The sequence below is a fragment of the Pseudoalteromonas sp. 78C3 genome (assembly GCF_002836695.1).
Classification (GTDB): Bacteria; Pseudomonadota; Gammaproteobacteria; order Enterobacterales; family Alteromonadaceae; genus Pseudoalteromonas; species Pseudoalteromonas arctica.
This window is the reverse complement of the sequence record NZ_PJAV01000162.1, coordinates 1-20,383: the sequence shown is the minus strand read 5'-3', so window position 1 is coordinate 20,383 and position 20,383 is coordinate 1. Positions and strand designations below refer to the sequence as shown.

The following is a 20,383-nucleotide window of genomic DNA, read 5'->3' as shown; positions in this document are numbered from 1 at the left end:
GGTTCGTTCTAGGGGCGATTTACTCTTTGTTGCTCGATTTTTACTTAGCCCACTAGGTTACAAATCTCGAGCCGCGATTAAATCACCCCTAGATAGAACAAATTTAATCCTGAAAGGTCAACAGGCCCTATTTTTTTGCTAAGATAAAAGACCGCTATTTAGCGGTCTTTTTTGTTTTAAAACGGAAGTACCGAGCTATGCATTGTCCATTTTGTACCGCAAAAGATACTAAAGTTATTGACTCACGCCTTGTTGGCGGAGGCCATCAAGTTCGCAGGCGTCGTGAGTGTAACGACTGCCACGAGCGCTTTACTACATTTGAAGGCGCTGAACTGGTTATGCCTCGTGTTATTAAACAAGACGGCAGCCGCGAACCATTTAACGAAGATAAATTATTAAATGGCTTAAATCGCGCACTCGAAAAACGCCCAGTGAGCACAGAGCAAGTAGACGAAGTAGTGAATATAATAAAATCGCAACTACGCGCAACGGGTGAGCGAGAAATTTCAAGCCATTTGGTGGGTGAATGCATTATGGAAGCCCTCAAAAAGCTCGATAAAGTAGCGTACGTAAGGTTTGCCTCTGTTTATCGCTCGTTTGAAGATATACGCGAATTTGGCGAAGAAATTGCCCGCTTAGGGGAGTAATACCAATTTTATTAAAAACATGATCATTCTATCACATTAAATAGCGCACTCACTGCGTTAAAAATTATTCATATAGAACAACTATATGTCATAATTTTCGCCTTGTTATTGCGCTATTTTCTTAGCGCTATAATAGACCACTTATTTAACGCAATTGGTATAATAAATGCTTAACCAAGTTCCTTTTACCGAACATGACGAAATGTATATGGCACGTGCCATAGAGCTAGCCAAAAAAGGCCGGTTTACTACCACGCCTAATCCTAATGTTGGCTGTGTATTAGTTAAAAATAATCAAATAATTGGTGAGGGTTTTCATCAATTAGCAGGTCAAGGCCATGCTGAAGTAAATGCACTGGCAATAGCTGGCAATAATGCACAAGGTGCAACGGCTTATGTAACGCTTGAACCGTGTAGTCATTATGGGCGTACGCCACCGTGTGCTGAAGGCTTAAAAAAGGCGGGCGTTGTAAAAGTAATTGCCGCTATGGTTGATACAAACCCACAAGTTGCAGGCAAAGGCCTTAAAATACTGAGCGATGCCGGTATTGAAGTTGCTTATGGATTACTTGAATCACAAGCTCGCGCACTTAACGTTGGCTTTTTTAAGCGAATGGAACAAGGCTTACCTTATGTGACCTGTAAAATGGCAGCAAGCATAGATGGTAAAACAGCGCTTAAAAATGGGCAAAGTAAGTGGATCACAAGTCCCGCTGCTCGCCAAGACGTACAATTATACCGAGCGCAAAGCTGCGCTATTTTAACCGGTGCCGATACCGTGTTAGTAGACGATGCTAAACTTAATGTGCGACTAAGCGAGTTGCCTTGCACGCTACCTACCGATTTACCGCTTCGCCAGCCCGTGCGTGTTATAATTGATTCACAGAATCGTTTAACGCCCAACCTTGCTTTATTTAAAATCCAAAGTGATGTAATAATATTTACGACTAAGGTTGATAAATCACTGCAATGGCCGCATTTTGTAAAGCATATTGAAGTAAGTGAAAGTAACGGCAAAGTTGATTTACAGGCTGTTTTAGAAAAGCTTGGGCAACTACAGTTTAATAATGTTTGGCTTGAGAGCGGGGCAACACTTGCTGGTAAAATGACAGAGCTTGATTTAGTTGACGAGTTTGTTTTTTATTTGGCGCCTAAATTAATGGGCCATGATGCAAAAAGTTTAGTTAATTTTCCTGAATTGACGAGTATGCAAAACACCGTTGATTTAACATTTAATGAATGTGCGCGCATTGGTGACGATTTACGTATCACCGCGTTAAAAACTCATTAAAATCACTTAATAAAAAAGAGTAGCGCTATGTTTACTGGGATAATAGAAGCCACAGGCAAAATTGCTTTATTACAAAAAAAACAAGGCGACTTAGCCATTCGTATCCAAAGTGCTGACCTTGATATGGAAGACGTAAAGCTAGGCGACAGCATTGCAACCAATGGCGTTTGCTTAACCGTAGTTGATAAACATATTGACGGTTTTAGTGCTGATTTATCTAACGAGACGATTGGTTTAACCGGTTTTGCTCACTATGCTTTAGGGCAAACGGTGAATCTTGAAAAAGCCATGCAACCGGTTTCGCGTTTAGGCGGTCATTTAGTATCTGGCCATGTTGATGGCATAGCAACTATTACAAGCATTACAGCAAACGCTCGAGCAACAGAATATTGGCTTACAACCGAAGAAAATTTAATGAAATACATCCCGTACAAAGGTTCGGTATGTATTGATGGTATAAGCCTGACAGTAAACGCTGTAGAAGGTAATAAATTCAAATTAACAATTGTCCCACATACGAGTGAGCAAACCACAATTGCTCACTTTAAAGTAGGCACTCAAGTTAATTTAGAAGTCGATCAAATTGCACGTTATTTAGAGCGCCTTATAAAAGGTGCAGAGCAACCAACGGGCTCTGATATTTCGATGAGCTTACTCGCTAAAGCGGGTTTTATTAAATAACGAAACTGATAACTTATACGAGCAAATTTATGAATTTACACAGCGCACAAGAAATCATCGACGATATTAAAGCCGGTAAAATGGTTATTTTAATGGATGATGAAGATAGAGAGAATGAAGGCGATTTAATTATTGCCGCAGAGCATATTAGTGCACAAGCGATTAATTTTATGGCGACTCATGGCCGTGGTTTAATTTGTTTAACTATGACGCAAGAGCGTTGTGAGCAACTTGATTTACCGTTAATGGTTAAAAATAATGGTGCTGCATTTTCGACTAACTTTACAATGTCGATAGAAGCATCAAAGGGTGTTACTACAGGTATTTCAGCAGCAGATAGAGCGCGTACAGTGCAAGCGGCTATAGCTAAAGGCGCAGTACCAAGTGATATCGTGCAGCCTGGTCATATTTTTCCAATTATGGCACAACCTGGCGGCGTATTAACTCGCGCAGGACATACTGAAGCTGGCTGTGATTTAGCGCGTTTAGCTGGGCTTGAAGCATCATCTGTTATTGTTGAAATACTTAATGCGGATGGCACCATGGCGCGTCGCCCTGATTTAGAAGTTTTTGCGAAAGAGCATGATATTAAAATTGGTACTATTGCTGATTTAATCGAATACCGTAACTTAAATGAAACAACAATTGAGCAAGTTGCAAAATGTAAGTTACCAACTATTCACGGTGAATTTGATTTAGTTACTTACAAAGACACAATTGACGGCCAATTACATTACGTATTGCTTAAAGGCGATATAAAAGAGCAAGAACCGACAAATGTACGTGTACATTTGCAAAGTACTTTTAACGATATCCTACTTTCAGACAGAAGTGCTGACCGTAGTTGGGGCCTTTCTGAGGCAATGGCTTATATCGCTAAAAATGAAGGTGCTTTAGTTATTTTAGGTAAGCAAGAAAGCACTGAAGAATTAGAGGCAACTGTAAAAGCATTCGCAGCAGCTGATGCTGGCGAAAGCGTTACGCCTCGTAAATTCAAAGGTACATCTCGTACTGTTGGCGTAGGCTCGCAAATACTTGCAGATCTTGGAATTAAACAAATGCGATTAATGAGTCGCCCTAAAAAGTACCATGCACTTTCGGGCTTTCATTTAGAAGTTGTTGATTATGTTGAGCCACAATAAGCATCACGCTTAAACTAGGCTATTATTTTATTTTTATGGTATGATGCGCAGCAATTTTTGCGCAATCGCAACCGCTTGAACTTATTTTTAGGGTTATCAAATGAAAATTATTGAAGGTAGTAAGTACGCTCCTGGCAAAAAGTTTGCCATTGTCATTTCTCGTTTTAATGACTTTATCGGTAGCAGCCTCCTTGCAGGTGCTGTTGATGAGCTAAAACGCACTGGTGGTGTATCTGATGACGACATTACCGTTATTTATGTACCAGGCGCGGTAGAATTACCTTTAGCGGCTAAACGCGTTGCGGCAAAAAAAGAGTATGATGCAATCATCGCATTAGGCGTAGTGATCAGAGGTGGTACACCACACTTTGACCTAGTTGCTGGCGAATCAAACAAAGGTCTTGCGCAAGTATCACTTGAGTATGATATCCCGGTTGCATTTGGCGTATTAACCACAGAAAGCATTGAACAAGCAATTGAGCGTGCTGGCACCAAGATGGGCAATAAAGGCGGCGAAGCTGCTTTAGGCGCGCTTGAAATGGTTAATGTGTTAGATAAAATTTAAGTTTAAGGAATTTTTGTGAAACCAGCAGCAAGACGTAAAGCACGTATCTTAGCACTCCAAGCCGTTTATTCTTGGCAAATAAGTGGCAATTTAATTGCCGATATCGAACAACAAATGTTGATCGAAACAGACGTTACTAAAATTGATGTTGAATACTTTAAAGATTTAGCGACGGGTGTTGCTGTAAATTATAAGCAACTAGACGAAGCTGTATCACCACATTTAACACGTCCGTTTAATGACTTAGATATGGTTGAGCGCGCAATTTTACGTTTAAGCAGCTATGAGCTTAAGTTCCGTGAAGATGTACCTTATAAAGTTGCTATCAACGAAGGTATTGAGCTGGCCAAAATATTTGGCGCTGAAGACAGCCATAAATTTGTAAACGGTGTACTTGATAAAGCTGTTAAGCATTTACGCAAGTAAGTAAACCGTTAAAGAGGGGAGCCGGCATAGGCCGGCTTTTTTGTGTATGAAGGAATTTGAATTAATTAACCGCTACTTTAAAGGTCGCGGGATCACCCGTCGTGATGTAAACCTAGGTATAGGGGATGATTGCGCTTTAGTAACCGTTCCACAAAACTGCCAACTTGCCGTTACAACAGACACTCTTGTTGCTGGCGTGCACTTTTTTGATGATATTTCCCCTCGTGCATTAGGTCACAGAGCGCTTGCTGTTAATTTAAGTGACTTAGCGGCAATGGGCGCTGAGCCAACATGGGTTTCAGTTGCGTTAACCTTGCCAAGTATTGACCCACAGTGGATTGAAGAGTTTACTGAAGGCATGCATGAAATTGCAGAATACTTTAATGTGCAAATTATAGGTGGCGATACTACGCAAGGTCCATTAACTATCACTATTTGTGCAAAAGGGACTGTACCAGAAGGTACTGCACTTCGCCGTAGTGGTGCGAAAGTGGGTGATTGGATTTATGTTACAGGTCCGCTAGGTGACGCTGGACTTGCAATTGAGTCTCGCAAACAAGGTATAAGTATTGAGCCAGAGCATTTAAAGTACTTAAATAAGCGCTTTGACTTTCCAACACCGCGTGTTGCTGCAGGACAGGTATTGCGAGGCCTTGCATCATCGGCTATTGATGTATCGGACGGTTTAATCGCTGATTTAAGTCATATACTTGATATGTCGCAAGTAAATGCAGTTGTGAATATTGAAAGTATTCCGACTTCAGATGCAATGCAAGCAAGCCTTGATTTTAATCAGCAGCTGCCATTTATTCTCAGTTACGGTGATGATTACGAATTAATTTTTACTGTACCTGATAGTAATAAAAGTATGCTAGAAATAAAACTACGTCAATATGGTGTAGATGCAACATGCATAGGCCAAATTAAAAGTGGCGATGGTCAAATTGAACTTTTACACAACGGTGAAAAGTTTGATTTTAAGCAGCAAGGTTTTGAGCATTTTGCAAAGGAGCTGGTTTGAACAAAAACCGAAAGTTTAATTTAAAGCGCCCACATCAGTTTTTTGGTTTGGGTTTTGGTACTGGGTTAGCCCCTAAAGCACCTGGTACATTTGGCACTTTTGCTGCACTGCCATTCATTTTTATGACTATGTATTATCCGCTATGGTTGCAAATTGTGTTTGCCGTAGTGATCAGTATATTTGGTATATGGGCCTGCGGTAAAACGGCTGATGATTTAGGCGTGCACGACCATCCTGCTATTGTATGGGATGAAGTGGCAGGCTATTACATTACAATGATTGGTGCAGCACTTAGCTGGCAAACATTACTCGTTGGTTTTTTGTTATTTCGCTTTTTTGATATAGCAAAACCTGGCCCAATCCGTATGCTAGACAAACGAGTACATGGTGGTTTAGGTATTATGGCCGATGATATACTTGCGGGCGTTTTTTCGCTTATATGCTTACAGGCGCTAATAAAAGTGGGTTTACTACCCTTTTAATTTTTTATATTTGATTTGTTTAACTAGGTGGCAGCAATATGATGCGATTTTTACTGGTTTGTGTACTGATGTTGTGCGCGACACCAAGTTGGGCTTCAATTAGTGATTACGTAGTTAAGCAATGGAATATAAAAGATGGTCTACCTTCACAATCACTTAAAAGCGTAGTACAAGACCAGCAAGGCTATATGTGGCTTGGTACTCAGTTTGGCTTAAGCCGTTTTGATGGCACAACATTTACAAACTACAACACGCAAAATAGCCCGTTCTTGCCTAGTAATGGTATTAATAAACTTTTAGTCGATTCTAGTGGCTTATTATGGGTAGGTACTAAAAGTGGCTTGGTAGTTATTAATCCTGCCACATTTGCAGCACAAGAGTTTAATATTAAAGGTCCAGTAAGAGATATTCTTGAGGACTCTAAAGGCAGCATATGGATTGCGGCTAATGGTTTATACTATGTAGATAGAGGGCAAGTTGATTTACGCACTCAAGTAAATGGTCCCCTACCTATTGTTAATGCTACCGTAATTACCCAAATTGTTGGCTCTGTTAGCCAAATGGCACTCTCTCCTGAAGGTATTTGGCTGGTTAATGATCGTCATTTATTACGCCTTACTAAAAACTCATCAGATTTCTCTAAACTACGTTTAGAGCTTACCGCTAAAATATCGTTACCAGAGCGCTTAGCGCAAACCATAGTGCACGATTTATCATTCTTAAACGGTAATTTGTATATAGCCTCTGAGCTAGGTGCATACTTTTTAGATTTAGATGACGAACTAAGACCTTTTCCTTTACCTAATGCAAATAACTCAGCCGTTTATAAGTTTATGAGTGATACCGATGGTGGCTTATGGGTTTCGACTTATGGACGTTTATTATTTAGAGATAAAACCGGTGAGTGGCAATGGGTAGAGCCAAGCCAACTTGATCAAAGCATATGGTTTGCTGATATTTTTAGAGATGATAAAAATAACGTTTGGTTAGCAAGTTTTAGTGAAGGCTTATGGCTTGCCCATGAAGGGCGGGTAGAAAGGCATTCAGCAGTTTCAGATATGACCGAGTCTGTTATGGCTATTAGCCAAGCTCCAGATGGAAAACTGTGGGTTGCTAACAAAAGCGGCATTGGTTATTTCGATTTAGATAAAAGTTTTATTAATTTAGTTCCAAGTAGTAAATATGGATACGCGTCAGTACACGATCTACAATTCGATGGTGAACGATTATATATAGCCACGGGGCGCGGCTTATTTGTTTTTGAAAACAAGACACTTTATACCGTCCCTGGTCGAGCGCTTCGCGATAACCCGGTATTTGCAATAAGTCGCTCTAGTAAAGGCGGTTTTTGGATTGGTACCGGACGCGGTTTATATCGATTAAATTATGCTGGTTTAACGCCTTTTGCATATAACGCTTTTTTAGGTAGTAAGTTTATTACCTACGTATTGGATAAAACAAACTTTGGTGTGATTGGTACTAGTAAAGGCGCATATTACTTTACAGACCGTGGCATTGAAAAAATTGGTGACCAAACAACACTTGAAAGTGCATACGTAACTAGCGTGCTACATATAGATGGCGTGGGTATTTTAATCGGCTCTCTTAACGATGGGCTTTTTTACAGAAGTACGCAAGGGCAGTGGCGTCAACTCGATGCAGCTAATGGTTTACCGTATGGGTCTATATTTAGCCTAGAATATGATGAAAAGTTAAAGCATGTTTGGGTAAGCACCATGAAAGGTGTTTACAGAATGCCTGTAGAGCAGTTTAAAACAGAAATAAAAAGCCTAAAAGTTGAAGAAGTAATTTCATCTTTTGACCGTCAACTCGATGGTAAAGCGAATCAATGTTGTAGTGGACTTGGGCATGATGCGGTAGCAGACACCGGCAATTCTATTTGGTACCCAAGCTTACAAGGTGTTGTTGAAATACCTAAAAATGTAGAGCTATTTGGTGTGCTTGCATTAAAGCCAACAATAGAAACAATAACAACACCACTTCGTCATTTAACTACCGCTGCGCTTGGTAAAAAACCATCATTAGAAACAGACGAGCGTGATATAACGCTAACTTACACAGCTATTGATTACTATGCACCAAACAGTATTGAATTTAGATATAAACTAAGTGGCTTAGATAGTGACTGGCGCTATGCTAATACGCGACGTGAAGCTATTTATACTAACTTGCCTCCAGGCTCGTTTTTGTTTCAGTTAGAAGCGAAGCGCCAAGGTGAGGACTGGACTAAAGCGCAAGAAGTAGAATACGGTTTTGTAGTGCCTGAGCGCTTTGACGAAACTATTTACTTTAGGCTTTTAATTACCAGTGGCTTTATTTTGCTTTTCTACCTTATTTTTTGGGTGTTTAGAGCGCAAGAGCGTAGAAAACAAGAAGCATTAGAGGGCTTGATCACCGAGCGTACCTTAGAGCTTCGTCAAGCTAATGATAAATTAGGCCAAGTGAATTCACAGCTTAAATTAGTTAGTCACTCAGATGAGCTAACAGGGCTGCGTAGTCGTCGCTTTTTGTTTGATCAACTCCCTAAAGATATTGAACACTTTCAACGTAATTCACAATCGCTGCAGGCACAAGGCAAGTCACTGGTGCTGGTAATTATTAACTTTGATAATTTCAGCCGTATTAATGATGCCTATGGCCCAATTGCAGGTGATAGCTGCTTACAGCAAATGGCTGCATTATTAAATTCGCGTACGCAGGGTTCTGACTATGTGGCACGTTGGAGTGGTGATGAGTTTTTACTATTATTACGTGATTTTAAATGCAATAAAATAGACAGCTATGCTTCAGATCTTTGTAAAGTAATAGCGGCTAATTCATTCCAATTGCCAAATGGAAAAACAACTAATATCACGGCATCAATTGGTTGGTCATTTTATCCATTACCACTTTTGGGTGGGCAGGTAATTAGCTGGGAGACATCTATTAACCTAGCAGATATTTCACTACACCAAGTTAAAAAGCGCGGTGGTGATGGTGTTGCAACTATTACGTTTGATGATCAGCTTGATGCATTTGAGTTTGAACAAAATTCTAACGTTGATCAACAATTAGGTATTTTACAAAGCAATGGCCTAGCTGATATTAAAGTGTGGATGCGCTGATCAGCAATATTTGATATTAAAAAAGGAGCCTAGGCTCCTTTTTTAATATGCTCAACTTTAAATGTATAGGAAGTTAATTAATAAACGCTTTAATAGCGGTTAATATTCCTTGCTCGCCTAATCCCATTTCATCGTGCATTTCATCTTGGGTGCCGTGTTTAATAAACTCATCAGGAATACCTAAGTTAAGGATATTAATATCAGCTTTTTGCGTTGCTAAGAATTCGTTAACTGCAGAGCCGGCACCGCCAGCAATCGCATTATCTTCAAGCGTAACAATTACATCGTGGCTAGTTGCAAGCTCATTTAAAAGTGCAGTATCAAGTGGTTTAATAAAACGCATATTAACAAGCGTTGCATCTAATTCATCTGCAGCAAGCTGTGCATTTTCAAGTAATGTACCGAACGATAAAATGGCAATTTTACTGCCTTTCTTAATTGTATCTGCCTTGCCTATTTCAAGCAGTTGCATAGTGCTTTCAATGTCTGCAGTACCTGCACTACCTCGAGGATAACGAACTGCAACAGGGCAGTTTGCTTTATAACCGGTGTATAGCATTTGACGGCACTCGTTGGTATCGCTTGGTGCCATAATTACCATATTTGGAATGCAGCGCATAAAGCTTAAATCGTACGCACCTTGGTGAGTTTCACCATCGGCTCCCACAATACCAGCGCGGTCAATGGCAAATAATACAGGTAAGTTTTGCAGTGCAACATCATGTATTAATTGGTCATACGCACGTTGTAAAAAGCTCGAGTAAATAGCAACAACAGGTTTTAAACCTTCACATGCAAAACCAGCAGCTAAAGTAACGGCATGCTGCTCAGCAATAGCTACATCAAAGTATTGATCTGGATGCTCTTTAGAAAAACGTACCATGCCTGAACCTTCGCGCATTGCAGGCGTGATAGCCATTAACTTGCTGTCTTGTTCGGCCATATCACATAACCAATCGCCGAATACTTTTGAAAAAGTAGCAGCACTAGGTTTAGATTTAGGTAGGCTAGTTGTGCTCGGATCGAATTTTGGTACACCATGGTAGCCAATAGGATCGGCTTCAGCCGGTTTGTAGCCCTTACCTTTTTGGGTTTTTATATGTAAAAGCTGTGGGCCTTTTAAATTACGCATATTACGTAATGTATCTACAAGCATGTTTACATCGTGACCATCAATGGGACCAATGTAATTTAGGCCTAATTCTTCAAAGAAGGTACCTGGGATCATCATGCCTTTAATGTGCTCTTCCATTTTACTGGCAAGTTGCTTTACCGGAGGCACCCCTGAGAGTAACTTTTTACTACCTTCACGAATGTTAGTATAAAAGCTACCTGATAAAATTCGAGCAAAGTGATTTGTTAATGCGCCAACATTTTCAGAAATCGACATTTCGTTATCATTTAAAATAATAAGCATGTCTGATTTTACATCACCTAAATGATTCATCGCTTCAAATGCCATGCCTGCGGTTATAGCTCCGTCACCAATAATGGCTACAGACTTTCGACCTTTACCTTCTTTTTGTGCAGCAATAGACATACCTAAAGCAGCCGAAATAGAGGTGCTTGAATGGCCTACGCTAAACGTATCGTATTGGCTTTCATCGCGAAAAGGAAAAGGGTGCAAACCGTCTTTTTGGCGAATAGTGTGCATTTGCTCGCGACGACCAGTAAGAATTTTATGCGGATAAGCTTGATGACCCACATCCCAAACTAGGCGATCGTCTGGAGTGTTATAAACATAATGCAGCGCAACGGTTAGTTCAACCGTCCCTAAACCAGACGCTAGATGACCGCTACTTTGCGATACTGAGTTGAGTAAATAATCGCGCAGCTCATTGCTAAATGCAGGGAGTTTGTCTTGCGCTAAGTCACGCAATTGGGCTGGCTCGTCAACCAAATTAAGTAATGGATACTTGCTACTATCAAGTGTCATGGTTTTATATATATCCTTCGCTAACATTAATTAATTCAAAGCTTTTACGAATAATTAATGTTGAGTAATAATGTCAGTGCTAATTGCAATACGTATGAGCAAAAATTAGTGGTCACGCTCAATTAGGTAATTTGCTAGCGACGCAAGAAGTGTTGTGTCAGCATCTATATTTGCTAACGCTTCATGGGCTTGTTGTATTAAATTCTGCGCCATTTCTTTAGCGCCTAGCATACCTAATAACGCCGGATATGTCGCTTTATTCGCGGCAATATCGGAGCCTTGTGGCTTTCCTAAAATAACTGTATCGCCTTCAACATCTAAAATGTCGTCGTGTACTTGAAATGCTAGCCCTATAGCATACCCAAAAACACTTAAATTTTCTAAGGTTTGTTGATCAGCCTTTTCACTGCACAGTGCACCAAGTGTAATTGCGCAATTAATTAGAGCCCCGGTTTTTAGCTTATGTATTCGCTCAAGCTCTTGTACGGTAATTACTTTATCAGTTGCTGCTATATCAAGGCCTTGTCCGCCAACCATACCCTGAAGGCCTGATGCGTGGGCAAGTGTAGCAATCATTTTTACTTGTGTTTGCGATGAGCATTCAAATTTGTGATTCGCAATAAGCTCAAAAGCAAGAGTTTGAAGAGCATCACCGGCTAAAATTGCATTTGCCTCGCCAAACTCTATATGACAAGTAGGGCGTCCGCGGCGTAAGTCGTCGTCGTCCATTGCTGGTAAGTCATCATGGACTAACGAATAGCTATGAATACACTCAATTGCAGCAGCAAGTACGTTTAAGTCTTGATGGTTTGCGCCGAGCATTTTACCTGTGGCATAAACTAAAAATGGACGTAATCTTTTACCGCCATTAAATAATCCATACTGGGTGGCGTTCTTTACCGTTTCTTCTGTATCGAGAGGCTGGTTAAAATGCTGTTGTAAGGTCGCTACTACATCTTTTTGAGCACGTTCAATATGATTTTTTATGCTCACAGCTATTCCATATCATTATCAAAATTTGTAAGTACTGACTTTTCGCCATTCCCCATCAAAATTGATACTTTTTGTTCTGCTTGCTGTAATTTCCCTGATGAAGCACTTGCTAATGCAATTCCACGCTCAAATTGCTTTAACGATTGCTCAAGCGATAAGTCACCTTGTTCCATGTCACTAACGATTGTAGATAATTCTTCTAGTGCTTGTTCGAAACTTAAGTTTTCAGGTTTTTTAGTCGCCATCTTTATTTCAGCTTACATAATAAATTTAGGGGTCAATTTTAGGGGGAATGCTAAACTAGGTCAAAGGATGATATTGGTTTTTTACCTTTATAACGTTAAATTATATTTCAAGTGCATTAATAAAGCCTTAATAGCGGTCTGTTGGTTTAATAAATCAATTGATAATTAGGTAGCCCTTATAACTTGATCTAAGATAGTGCTAAAGGCTGCTTTTTATGTTTATTTATAAAAATGGCTTAAGCAATTCAATATGTTGCCGATAAGCAGTTAATAATAAAAGTTTATGATAAGGCCATTAAGCATGAAACTTCTGGAGGAAATGTGGATTTAGCAACCATAATCGGGATCCTAGGCGCAATTGGCTTAATTGTCATGTCTATGTTTATGAGTAGTAGCGGTGAAATGGCTATGTTTTACAATACCCCGTCTGTGGTTATTGTATTTGGTGGTTCACTCTTTATTGTTTTATCAAACTTCACCATGTCGCAATTTTTGGGGATAGGTAAAGTTGTTGCTAAAGCGTTTATGTTTAAAATCGAAACGCCAGAAATACTTATCGAAAAAGCAGTAGAACTTGCGGATTCAGCTCGTAAAGGCGGTTTTTTAGCACTCGAAGAAGCTGAAATTCCAAACCCCTTTATGCGCAAAGGCGTCGATATGCTCGTTGATGGCCACGACGCAGATGTAGTTCGCGCTACACTTCAAAAAGATATTTCTCTAACCACGACTCGCCATGAATTGGGCGCGGGTTTATTTAAGTCGTTAGCTGATATAGGGCCTGCAATGGGTATGATTGGTACTCTAATTGGTTTGGTTGCAATGTTGTCTAACATGGATGACCCAAAGGCAATTGGTCCGGCAATGGCAGTAGCACTATTAACAACTTTATATGGCGCGTTTTTAGCCAATGTTGTGGCAATTCCTATTCAGGTAAAACTCGAACTGCGTAAAGACGAGGAAGCGATGAATCAGCGTTTAATTTTGGATGCTATTTTAGGTATACAAGATGGTCAGAATCCAAAAGTAATCGAAGGTATTTTGAAAAATTACTTAGCTGAATCTAAACGCAAAGTAGATACCGAGGAGTAACTATGTCTGATCAAGAGTGCAAATGCCCACCACCAGGTCTACCTGCATGGATGGGAACGTTTGCCGATTTAATGTCACTGTTAATGTGCTTTTTTGTACTCTTGCTCGCGTTTTCAGAAATGGATGTACTTAAGTTTAAACAAATTGCGGGCTCTATGAAGTTTGCTTTTGGTGTGCAGAATAAAATTGAAGTAAAAGACATCCCTAAAGGTACCTCTGTTATTGCCATGGAGTTTACCCCAGGCAAACCAGAGCCAACCCCAATAGAAACCATTCAGCAGCAAACAGTCGAAATGACTCAACAAATGTTAGAGTTTCAGGCTGGCGATGAAAGTTCAGCAGGCGGCAGGCAAGAACAGCGCGGGGATAAACGCGGTGGTGAATCTCGTAGTACCTCACAAGAAGAATCTTCTGAGCAAGCAACTTCAGCAGCCGATCAGGAGCAAACTAACGAGCTTGTTAAAAAGATAGCGCAGCAGCTTGAAAAGCAAATAATCGATGGCGCAATTGAGCTTGAGTCTTTAGGGCAGCAAATAATTATTCGCATTAGAGAGAATGGTTCATTTCCTTCAGGTAGTGCATTTTTACAACCTAAGTTTAAACCTATAATTCAAGATATCGGTGTGCTGTTAAAAGATGTACCCGGTGAAATAACAGTATCTGGCCATACAGATGATTTTCAGGTATCAAATGAGTTATATATTAATAATTGGGACCTATCATCAAAGCGTGCTGTAGCCGTTGCAAGTGAACTGCAAAAAGTCCAAGGATTTGATAAAACGCGAATGATGGTGGTTGGTCGAGCTGAAACACGACCACTTGTACCGAATGACACCGATGAAGATCGCCGCAGGAATCGCCGAGTAGAAATATCTATATTACAAGGTAAAGCAAAAGAGTCAGCTCCTATAGATGTAAGATAACTTTTATTGGCAAACACACTTATTTATCATAAAGTATGCTTTCTTTAACAAATGTAACGGAATAGTTTATGAAAAAGGTCGATAAGTTTAGTCATATGCCAGGAAATGGCGGTGGTAATGACGATGATGAAAAAAAACTTGATTAACTCTAATGCCTGAATGGTTTTTAAAGACTATATTGATATTAGATACTAGTTGGGTGTTTATTTTAAGCCCTGCTATTTTCATTTTTTATTTTAGAAAAGATTATTTGGCCCTGCGTTTCGCTTTAATTACAGCCGCTTTTTTTTTATATGGAACCATTATTCATCCTTACTTGAAAGAGTTTGATAATGGGATTTATGTTTATCGATACCTTGTTTGGGCCCTTAATGATATTGCTTGGATGGCACTCATCGCATATCTGGGTTTAAAAGATAAGGTTTATTTGTGGCAATGCGTATTAGGTCAATTGGTTGTTATTATGGCACCAATTTTACAGCTATTTAGATTAGTCGACCGCCATTTATGGGATCTTTCTTATAGTACATACATTTATAAAACCTTATTGCCATTTATTAATATAGGCACCGTTGTTGTTTGTTATCTTCCGCTTATTTATATTTTAACAAAAGACAAAAAAAGCCCAGCTAGCCAATAGTTACAAAAAGTTCCCTCCTTTAAAATAGCTGTGCTAGACTACTGTTTATATAAACAGTGATGAGCAAGCTATGAAACTCTACATTGCAGAAAAACCTTCACTTGGACGCGCTATTGCTGATGCGTTACCAAAACCACATAAAAAACACGATGGTTATATAGAAGTCGCTAATGGCGATTGTGTATCGTGGTGTATTGGGCATTTGCTAGAACAAGCAGAACCTGATGACTATGATGAGCGTTTTAAAAAGTGGCAGTTTGAACACTTGCCTATAATACCTGAGCAATGGAAGCTAAAAGCTAAAACCAAAACACGTAAACAGCTCACTGTTTTAAAAAAATTAATTAAACAAGCTTCGCAACTTATTCACGCTGGCGATCCAGACCGTGAAGGCCAGCTACTAGTCGATCAAGTAATTGAAGAAGCTAAAATAAGTCAGGCTAAAAAGCAGAGTACACAACGTTTACTCATTAGTGATTTAAACTTATCGGCAGTAAAAAAATCATTGAGTAATATGCGCTCTAATCGAGACTTTATTCCGTTAAGTGTATCTGCTTTAGCACGCTCTCGTGCTGATTGGCTATTTGGTATGAATTTAACGCGTGCATATACATTAGCGGGTCAAAAAGCAGGATTTGGTAATGTACTTTCGGTAGGACGGGTTGCTTTTTCCTTTTAATCTCAATGTGTCAATTTGCTTTTATATTTATAAATATCAAGTGGATGGCTTGGTTTGTAGCTTTTAAGTAAGTTGACACGTGTCAATTTTATTTTTCAGCATATTGAGGTTTTAATGATAAGTTTAGTTAAGTTGCGGGACTATCAATCCCCAAATGTGATAGATGATAACTTAAAGGTATCTTTTCGTGGTTTTGTAGGTATGGATGCTGGTCTAGATGAGTTAAGAATTAAGAGTGTCATTTTTGTTTTAGAGATCTTTTTAGATTGTCACGACAAACGTTTAAGTTACTTAGATTTTAATCGAAATTTAAATAGTATGTTTTCTGACTTTGCCGCTTTTCTTTACACCGAGTTCAATTTCTCACTTTCATACAAATATTCAGTTATTCATTATTTAAAAAAAATACTACGGTTATTCTGTGAAAATGAAGGTTTTAATGAACCTCACATTGTAACTTGTGAAAATAAAAATATTTCAAAAAACATTGTAGATTCGATTAATAACTATAATCCTAGTACTCAAAATATATCTACATTAAAGTATTATCATGGATGGTTTACATTAAGTTCTGATGGAAAACATGTGAAGTTATATCTCCAAAACTTCTATTTGAAATTCGGTACTGATCTAACAAATAAAGTATCGAAAGCAATGGCAGATCTTTTTATTAGATATCCCTATTCAACTGCTAAATACAAGGCAAAAGTTTTTAGCCAAGTTTTGAGTGTTTTGACAAAAACATTAGATAATTCAGATGATTTCTATTCTGCTGGTGAGAGCATTCGAGTTAATAAGTATGTTGAAAACATATTTTTAATACTCAAAGTTAACTGTAAAATAAATAATGGAAACTTACCTTACTTTTATAAACAGTGGCAATCAACAGTAAAGTTAATACAAGATATTTTTATCCATTCGAAGTTATGGGGGCAGCCGTTATACGAGTTATTTTCTCCAGATTTTAAACAGTCTGACTCTAACTTTAAGACTCATAGAAAACTTATAAATGGTCAGCTAACAACAAATAAGCTGATCACAAATATACCCCTTCATATATCAGATTCTAAAGCGATAGCTATTCTAATTAAAAATATAAGTGATGATGTAGATTATGTTGTCAAAAGTTGTGAGCAAGTAATCGACTCTATAATGGAAAAGTTTAGGTTAAGAAATGATTTAGCTAAGAGTGGTATCGCCAGAGGTTTTAATCTAAATAGACAAAAAACTAGTGAATATATAGATATGTCTATACCTGAGAATCAATGTAGTACATGGAATAAGTGGGGTTATGAAATATCAGATAGTAAAAAAAACCATAAATCTTTCTTATATATAGGTGTAACAGCTAGAGACTTTGTACATAAGTATTCAATAGTCCAATCAGGGATGCTATATCCATTCTTATATTTAATTGTGAATGAGCATCCAGAAATTACGAATTCTTGGTTGGAAAACTTTCAACTGTATGACAAAAATGGTAATAAAAGTGGTTTTATAGAAAGCGCCAATTCATTTATAGCTGTAGGTTATAAGCTTAGAAAGGGGTCAAAAAATGCAGAACAGAAAATAGTATTAACAGATAAATCAAAGTATTTATTCGAGTGCCTTGAGCTATTAACGCGACAAGCAAGAGAATATATGAAAAAAAATAATAACAAAGATTACAAGTATTTACTCTTATCTTCAGATAAATTAAGTAACCCGAAGCGATTGAAAAATATACTTACTCAATCTGTTCTTACATCTTCTGAGCTGAATAAAACTTTAGAGTTAAATCGTTCACTTTTAAATAATAGCGATATTTTAAATAATTTATCTGTTAATAAGTTTCGCGCTAGTCGAGCGATATTAATTTATATAAAAACTAACAGTTTACAAGCTGTATCTGAAGCTCTGGGGCACACGAGACCTTGCCCTAAATTACTAAGTAGATATTTACCAACCCCAATATTGACGTACCTCCAAGATCGGTGGATTAGAGTTTTTCAATACGCAATAATATTCGAGGCAATGAAAGATAGTACTTATCTGGCTAATATTATTAACTTTAGTAAGAATGATTTAGATGAGTTCTTATCAAATCATAAATTAAAGTTATTTTCCAAACACGCTGTTGATGGGAATTTTACCAACTTAGATATACATGATGTACTTGGTGAAAATATCGATGATAAATATAAATTGATAATTCCAATGTCTACCACGTTGTATTCCATTTTGAGCTGTATTATTGATTTAGTTGAATCCGAAGAACAAGAAACTAGAAAACCTTCTGATACTACTATTGAGTGGTATGAAACTGCCAAGTTTGTAGTAAAAACATTAGATGAAAGCTTAAAAAGAACATCAGATCCAGAGATTCTTAGCATCATAAATCATACTTACAATAAAGAGCCTGTTTTAAAAAGATTGAAAGAGGTGATTTATGAAGTCTAAAAGTAAGTTTTGTGATAATAATTTAGCTACTAATGACTTCATTTATTTTGAAAAAATGTTACTAACTATTGCCGATAATCAAAAAAAGTTGTTTTCTGAATATTTATCATTAGAAAACTTCGAGGAAGACATCTATAACCCAAAGTGGCTCCTATCTCAATATGAATCACATATATGGGAGTGTGATTTCAAGGCGAAGAATAATTTAGTTTTGAACTTTAATATTAAACTAGAAGACGGCAGTTTATTGTCTGATGTCAATAACAGTAAGTTGCTAAATGGGATTAAGTATTTTTTATGTGCTTTATCTTCAAAAAGGTATAACGGTGGGAAAGCCTTAAAACATACAACTTTTAAAACCAAATTCAATACGGCTTTGATAATAATTGATGGAATAATCTCAAGAGCGAAAAAATACAAATTAGCTGAAAATAGAATGAGTCTGTTTACTCGAAATGATGCTATTGAGCTATTTCATGATATTTATAGTCAAGGAGGATCCTCTGGTGCTTTCGATATAATAAACAGGGTTTCATCTTACTTATGTGAAAAGTCAAAATTGATAACAGATGAACAACTTTTGCTATCCAACTCTATTTATCCCACTATTTTATGGGAACCTGAAAGTACTGCTCTAACAATGTCTAATGAAGAGCTGAGTAAGGCTCGGTTATGGCTTGCGCAAAATAATTTTTACCGTGCGGCTAATAGTTCAAAATATCATGGTTCGTTAATTACAACAAAACTGTATAAAAATGTGTTTAGAAACAATCTCAGGTTACCTATAAAAACGACTTCTTTTGATGCATTAAGATTAACTCCCGATAATAATAGTTTTAACACTGAGTTTAAAGCTGTCTCTGTAGCTATTAATGAGCGTGACCTTAAGAGATTGTCGATATCAAGTATTTCTCAATATATTTCTGTTTTTAAGTTACTTTCAGTCTGTTCTTCTGAAAATCTTCTAAATATAATTGATAGCTCAGTTTTTGATGTTGATGCAAACGATATTGCATTTACCAAAAGTCAGGCTACATCGGTAGGAAGATATAGAACACTGCCAATTTCACTTGTTTTTAATTCAATTAACAACGCTTTAGAGTTTTATCTTAAGCACTCAAAAGATTTATTTGAGATGATAGAGTTAATAACTTATGAGAAAGATAGATTGTTTGATTTTAGTACAACTTCCTCAGGGTTTAGTTCGTTTATTTTAAAAAATGCATCCGTAAATTTAATCGAGATAGGTCTATCCTGCTACACAATTTCAAACACTAGTAATAAGAAAAATATAAATATTGATTACTTCGATCGGTTAAGGGCTAACTATGGATTAATAGAGCTTTATGAAGTTCTTATTGGTTCTGTTCTAGTCATTCTTGGCGCAATAACAGCTAGAAGACAAGGGGAGATAATTGATTTAGACATTAATTGTCTTTCTCCGAATGTAGAACCTAATATGGAAATTGGTGGGTTTGATGAATATTCATTAATTTTTGATAATAGAAAATCTGGAGATAATGTTGATAGAGAAAAAATATCGAGACCTATTCCTAAAATTATAGCAAAAATCATTTGGGATTTTGTAGTATTTAAGAAAAAGCTAACAGACAATGGTTTTGAATTTAAAAACAATAGCTTACTTTTTTGTTTTGCTAAGTTCTCAATTAGTGATAAGCAAGTTGACGTAGCTAAAGCTAATTTTTGTCTCAATACTTTTTGTGATTATTTTGAAACCCCGACAGTTAAAACAGACAATGGTATTAAACGTTTTTATATTAGGCAGCATCAACTTAGACGTTTTTTTGCGATGACATTCTTCTGGGGATCAGGTTTTGATGGTTTGGGCACGTTAAGTTATTTTTTAGGTCATACAGATCCTAGACATATATATCATTATATAACTGAGAATATACCGGGTGAAGTTTTAAAAGGTGTAGAAGCTCAAAGAATATTATACGGTTTTAGTTCGAATGATATTGATAACTTGGGGCGTTTAAAGTCAATCTTAAAAAGTCGTTTTGGAGTGTCTGATATTGAAATTAGGACAATTTCTGAG

The 20,383-nt window shown here is 37.7% G+C and carries 17 protein-coding genes and 1 pseudogene; 15 read left to right on the top strand and 3 right to left on the bottom strand.

Features of this window, described 5'->3' with window-relative positions; genetic code table 11:
• Positions 1 to 197 precede the first annotated feature (197 nt).
• The 9 genes from nrdR to CXF76_RS14380 all read left to right on the top strand — a co-directional run bounded on the left by nrdR (position 198) and on the right by CXF76_RS14380 (position 9,380).
• Positions 198 to 647 (top strand): transcriptional regulator NrdR, encoded by a 450-nt coding sequence (gene nrdR / locus CXF76_RS14420; RefSeq protein ID WP_002961761.1) that lies wholly within the window; start codon positions 198 to 200, stop codon positions 645 to 647.
• 166 nt (positions 648 to 813) lie between these two features.
• Complete coding sequence (gene ribD / locus CXF76_RS14415) at positions 814 to 1,938, top strand: bifunctional diaminohydroxyphosphoribosylaminopyrimidine deaminase/5-amino-6-(5-phosphoribosylamino)uracil reductase RibD (RefSeq protein WP_101164010.1); 1,125 nt, start codon at positions 814 to 816, stop codon at positions 1,936 to 1,938.
• A 27-nt stretch (positions 1,939 to 1,965) separates the two neighbouring features.
• Positions 1,966 to 2,619: a riboflavin synthase gene (locus tag CXF76_RS14410; protein WP_007587137.1), complete on the top strand. Its 654-nt coding sequence runs from the start codon at positions 1,966 to 1,968 to the stop codon at positions 2,617 to 2,619.
• Positions 2,620 to 2,648: 29 nt separating this feature from the next.
• Complete coding sequence (gene ribBA, locus CXF76_RS14405) at positions 2,649 to 3,761, top strand: bifunctional 3,4-dihydroxy-2-butanone-4-phosphate synthase/GTP cyclohydrolase II (protein ID WP_010554580.1); 1,113 nt, start codon at positions 2,649 to 2,651, stop codon at positions 3,759 to 3,761.
• A gap of 100 nt (positions 3,762 to 3,861) precedes the next feature.
• Positions 3,862 to 4,326, top strand: coding sequence for a 6,7-dimethyl-8-ribityllumazine synthase (gene ribH / locus CXF76_RS14400; protein ID WP_007587130.1), 465 nt, complete (start codon positions 3,862 to 3,864; stop codon positions 4,324 to 4,326).
• A gap of 15 nt (positions 4,327 to 4,341) precedes the next feature.
• Positions 4,342 to 4,752 (top strand): transcription antitermination factor NusB, encoded by a 411-nt coding sequence (gene nusB, locus CXF76_RS14395; RefSeq protein ID WP_007587129.1) that lies wholly within the window; start codon positions 4,342 to 4,344, stop codon positions 4,750 to 4,752.
• A gap of 46 nt (positions 4,753 to 4,798) precedes the next feature.
• On the top strand, positions 4,799 to 5,773 hold the full coding sequence (gene thiL / locus CXF76_RS14390; protein WP_101164009.1) for a thiamine-phosphate kinase: 975 nt from the start codon (positions 4,799 to 4,801) through the stop codon (positions 5,771 to 5,773).
• Complete coding sequence (locus CXF76_RS14385) at positions 5,770 to 6,255, top strand: phosphatidylglycerophosphatase A family protein (protein WP_007587120.1); 486 nt, start codon at positions 5,770 to 5,772, stop codon at positions 6,253 to 6,255. The genes thiL and CXF76_RS14385 overlap by 4 nt, the downstream gene beginning before the upstream one ends.
• 38 nt (positions 6,256 to 6,293) lie before the next feature.
• Complete coding sequence (locus CXF76_RS14380; RefSeq protein ID WP_101164008.1) at positions 6,294 to 9,380, top strand: ligand-binding sensor domain-containing diguanylate cyclase; 3,087 nt, start codon at positions 6,294 to 6,296, stop codon at positions 9,378 to 9,380.
• Positions 9,381 to 9,453: 73 nt separating this feature from the next.
• On the opposite strand, the gene dxs is transcribed toward CXF76_RS14380, so the two are convergent.
• The 3 genes from dxs to CXF76_RS14365 form a co-directional block, all read right to left on the bottom strand.
• Complete coding sequence (gene dxs, locus CXF76_RS14375) at positions 9,454 to 11,316, bottom strand: 1-deoxy-D-xylulose-5-phosphate synthase (protein ID WP_007587116.1); 1,863 nt, start codon at positions 11,314 to 11,316, stop codon at positions 9,454 to 9,456.
• 105 nt (positions 11,317 to 11,421) lie between these two features.
• A complete protein-coding gene (gene ispA, locus CXF76_RS14370) occupies positions 11,422 to 12,309 on the bottom strand; it encodes a (2E,6E)-farnesyl diphosphate synthase (RefSeq protein ID WP_101164007.1) in 888 nt (295 codons plus the stop codon).
• A 2-nt stretch (positions 12,310 to 12,311) separates the two neighbouring features.
• Positions 12,312 to 12,554, bottom strand: a complete 243-nt coding sequence (locus CXF76_RS14365; protein ID WP_002961738.1) for an exodeoxyribonuclease VII small subunit — start codon at positions 12,552 to 12,554, stop codon at positions 12,312 to 12,314.
• 321 nt (positions 12,555 to 12,875) lie between these two features.
• On the opposite strand from CXF76_RS14365, the gene pomA reads away from it, so the two are divergent.
• The 6 genes and pseudogenes from pomA to CXF76_RS14335 all read left to right on the top strand — a co-directional run.
• Entirely contained in the window at positions 12,876 to 13,643 is a 768-nt protein-coding gene (gene pomA / locus CXF76_RS14360; protein WP_007587114.1) for a flagellar motor protein PomA, read from the top strand.
• A 2-nt stretch (positions 13,644 to 13,645) separates the two neighbouring features.
• Positions 13,646 to 14,566, top strand: coding sequence for a flagellar motor protein MotB (locus tag CXF76_RS14355; protein WP_007587113.1), 921 nt, complete (start codon positions 13,646 to 13,648; stop codon positions 14,564 to 14,566).
• A 151-nt stretch (positions 14,567 to 14,717) separates the two neighbouring features.
• Positions 14,718 to 15,206 carry a hypothetical protein gene (locus CXF76_RS14350; RefSeq protein WP_010554575.1) on the top strand — a complete coding sequence of 163 codons (489 nt, stop codon included), beginning with the start codon at positions 14,718 to 14,720 and terminating at the stop codon, positions 15,204 to 15,206.
• Positions 15,207 to 15,276: 70 nt separating this feature from the next.
• Positions 15,277 to 15,870: pseudogene (locus tag CXF76_RS14345) on the top strand (toprim domain-containing protein); the annotation flags it as partial.
• Between the two features lie 129 nt (positions 15,871 to 15,999).
• Positions 16,000 to 18,324 carry a hypothetical protein gene (locus CXF76_RS14340; RefSeq protein WP_101164006.1) on the top strand — a complete coding sequence of 775 codons (2,325 nt, stop codon included), beginning with the start codon at positions 16,000 to 16,002 and terminating at the stop codon, positions 18,322 to 18,324.
• A partial coding sequence (locus CXF76_RS14335; RefSeq protein WP_157823354.1) for a hypothetical protein occupies positions 18,314 to 20,383 on the top strand: 2,070 nt, incomplete at its 3' end. The genes CXF76_RS14340 and CXF76_RS14335, both read left to right, overlap by 11 nt.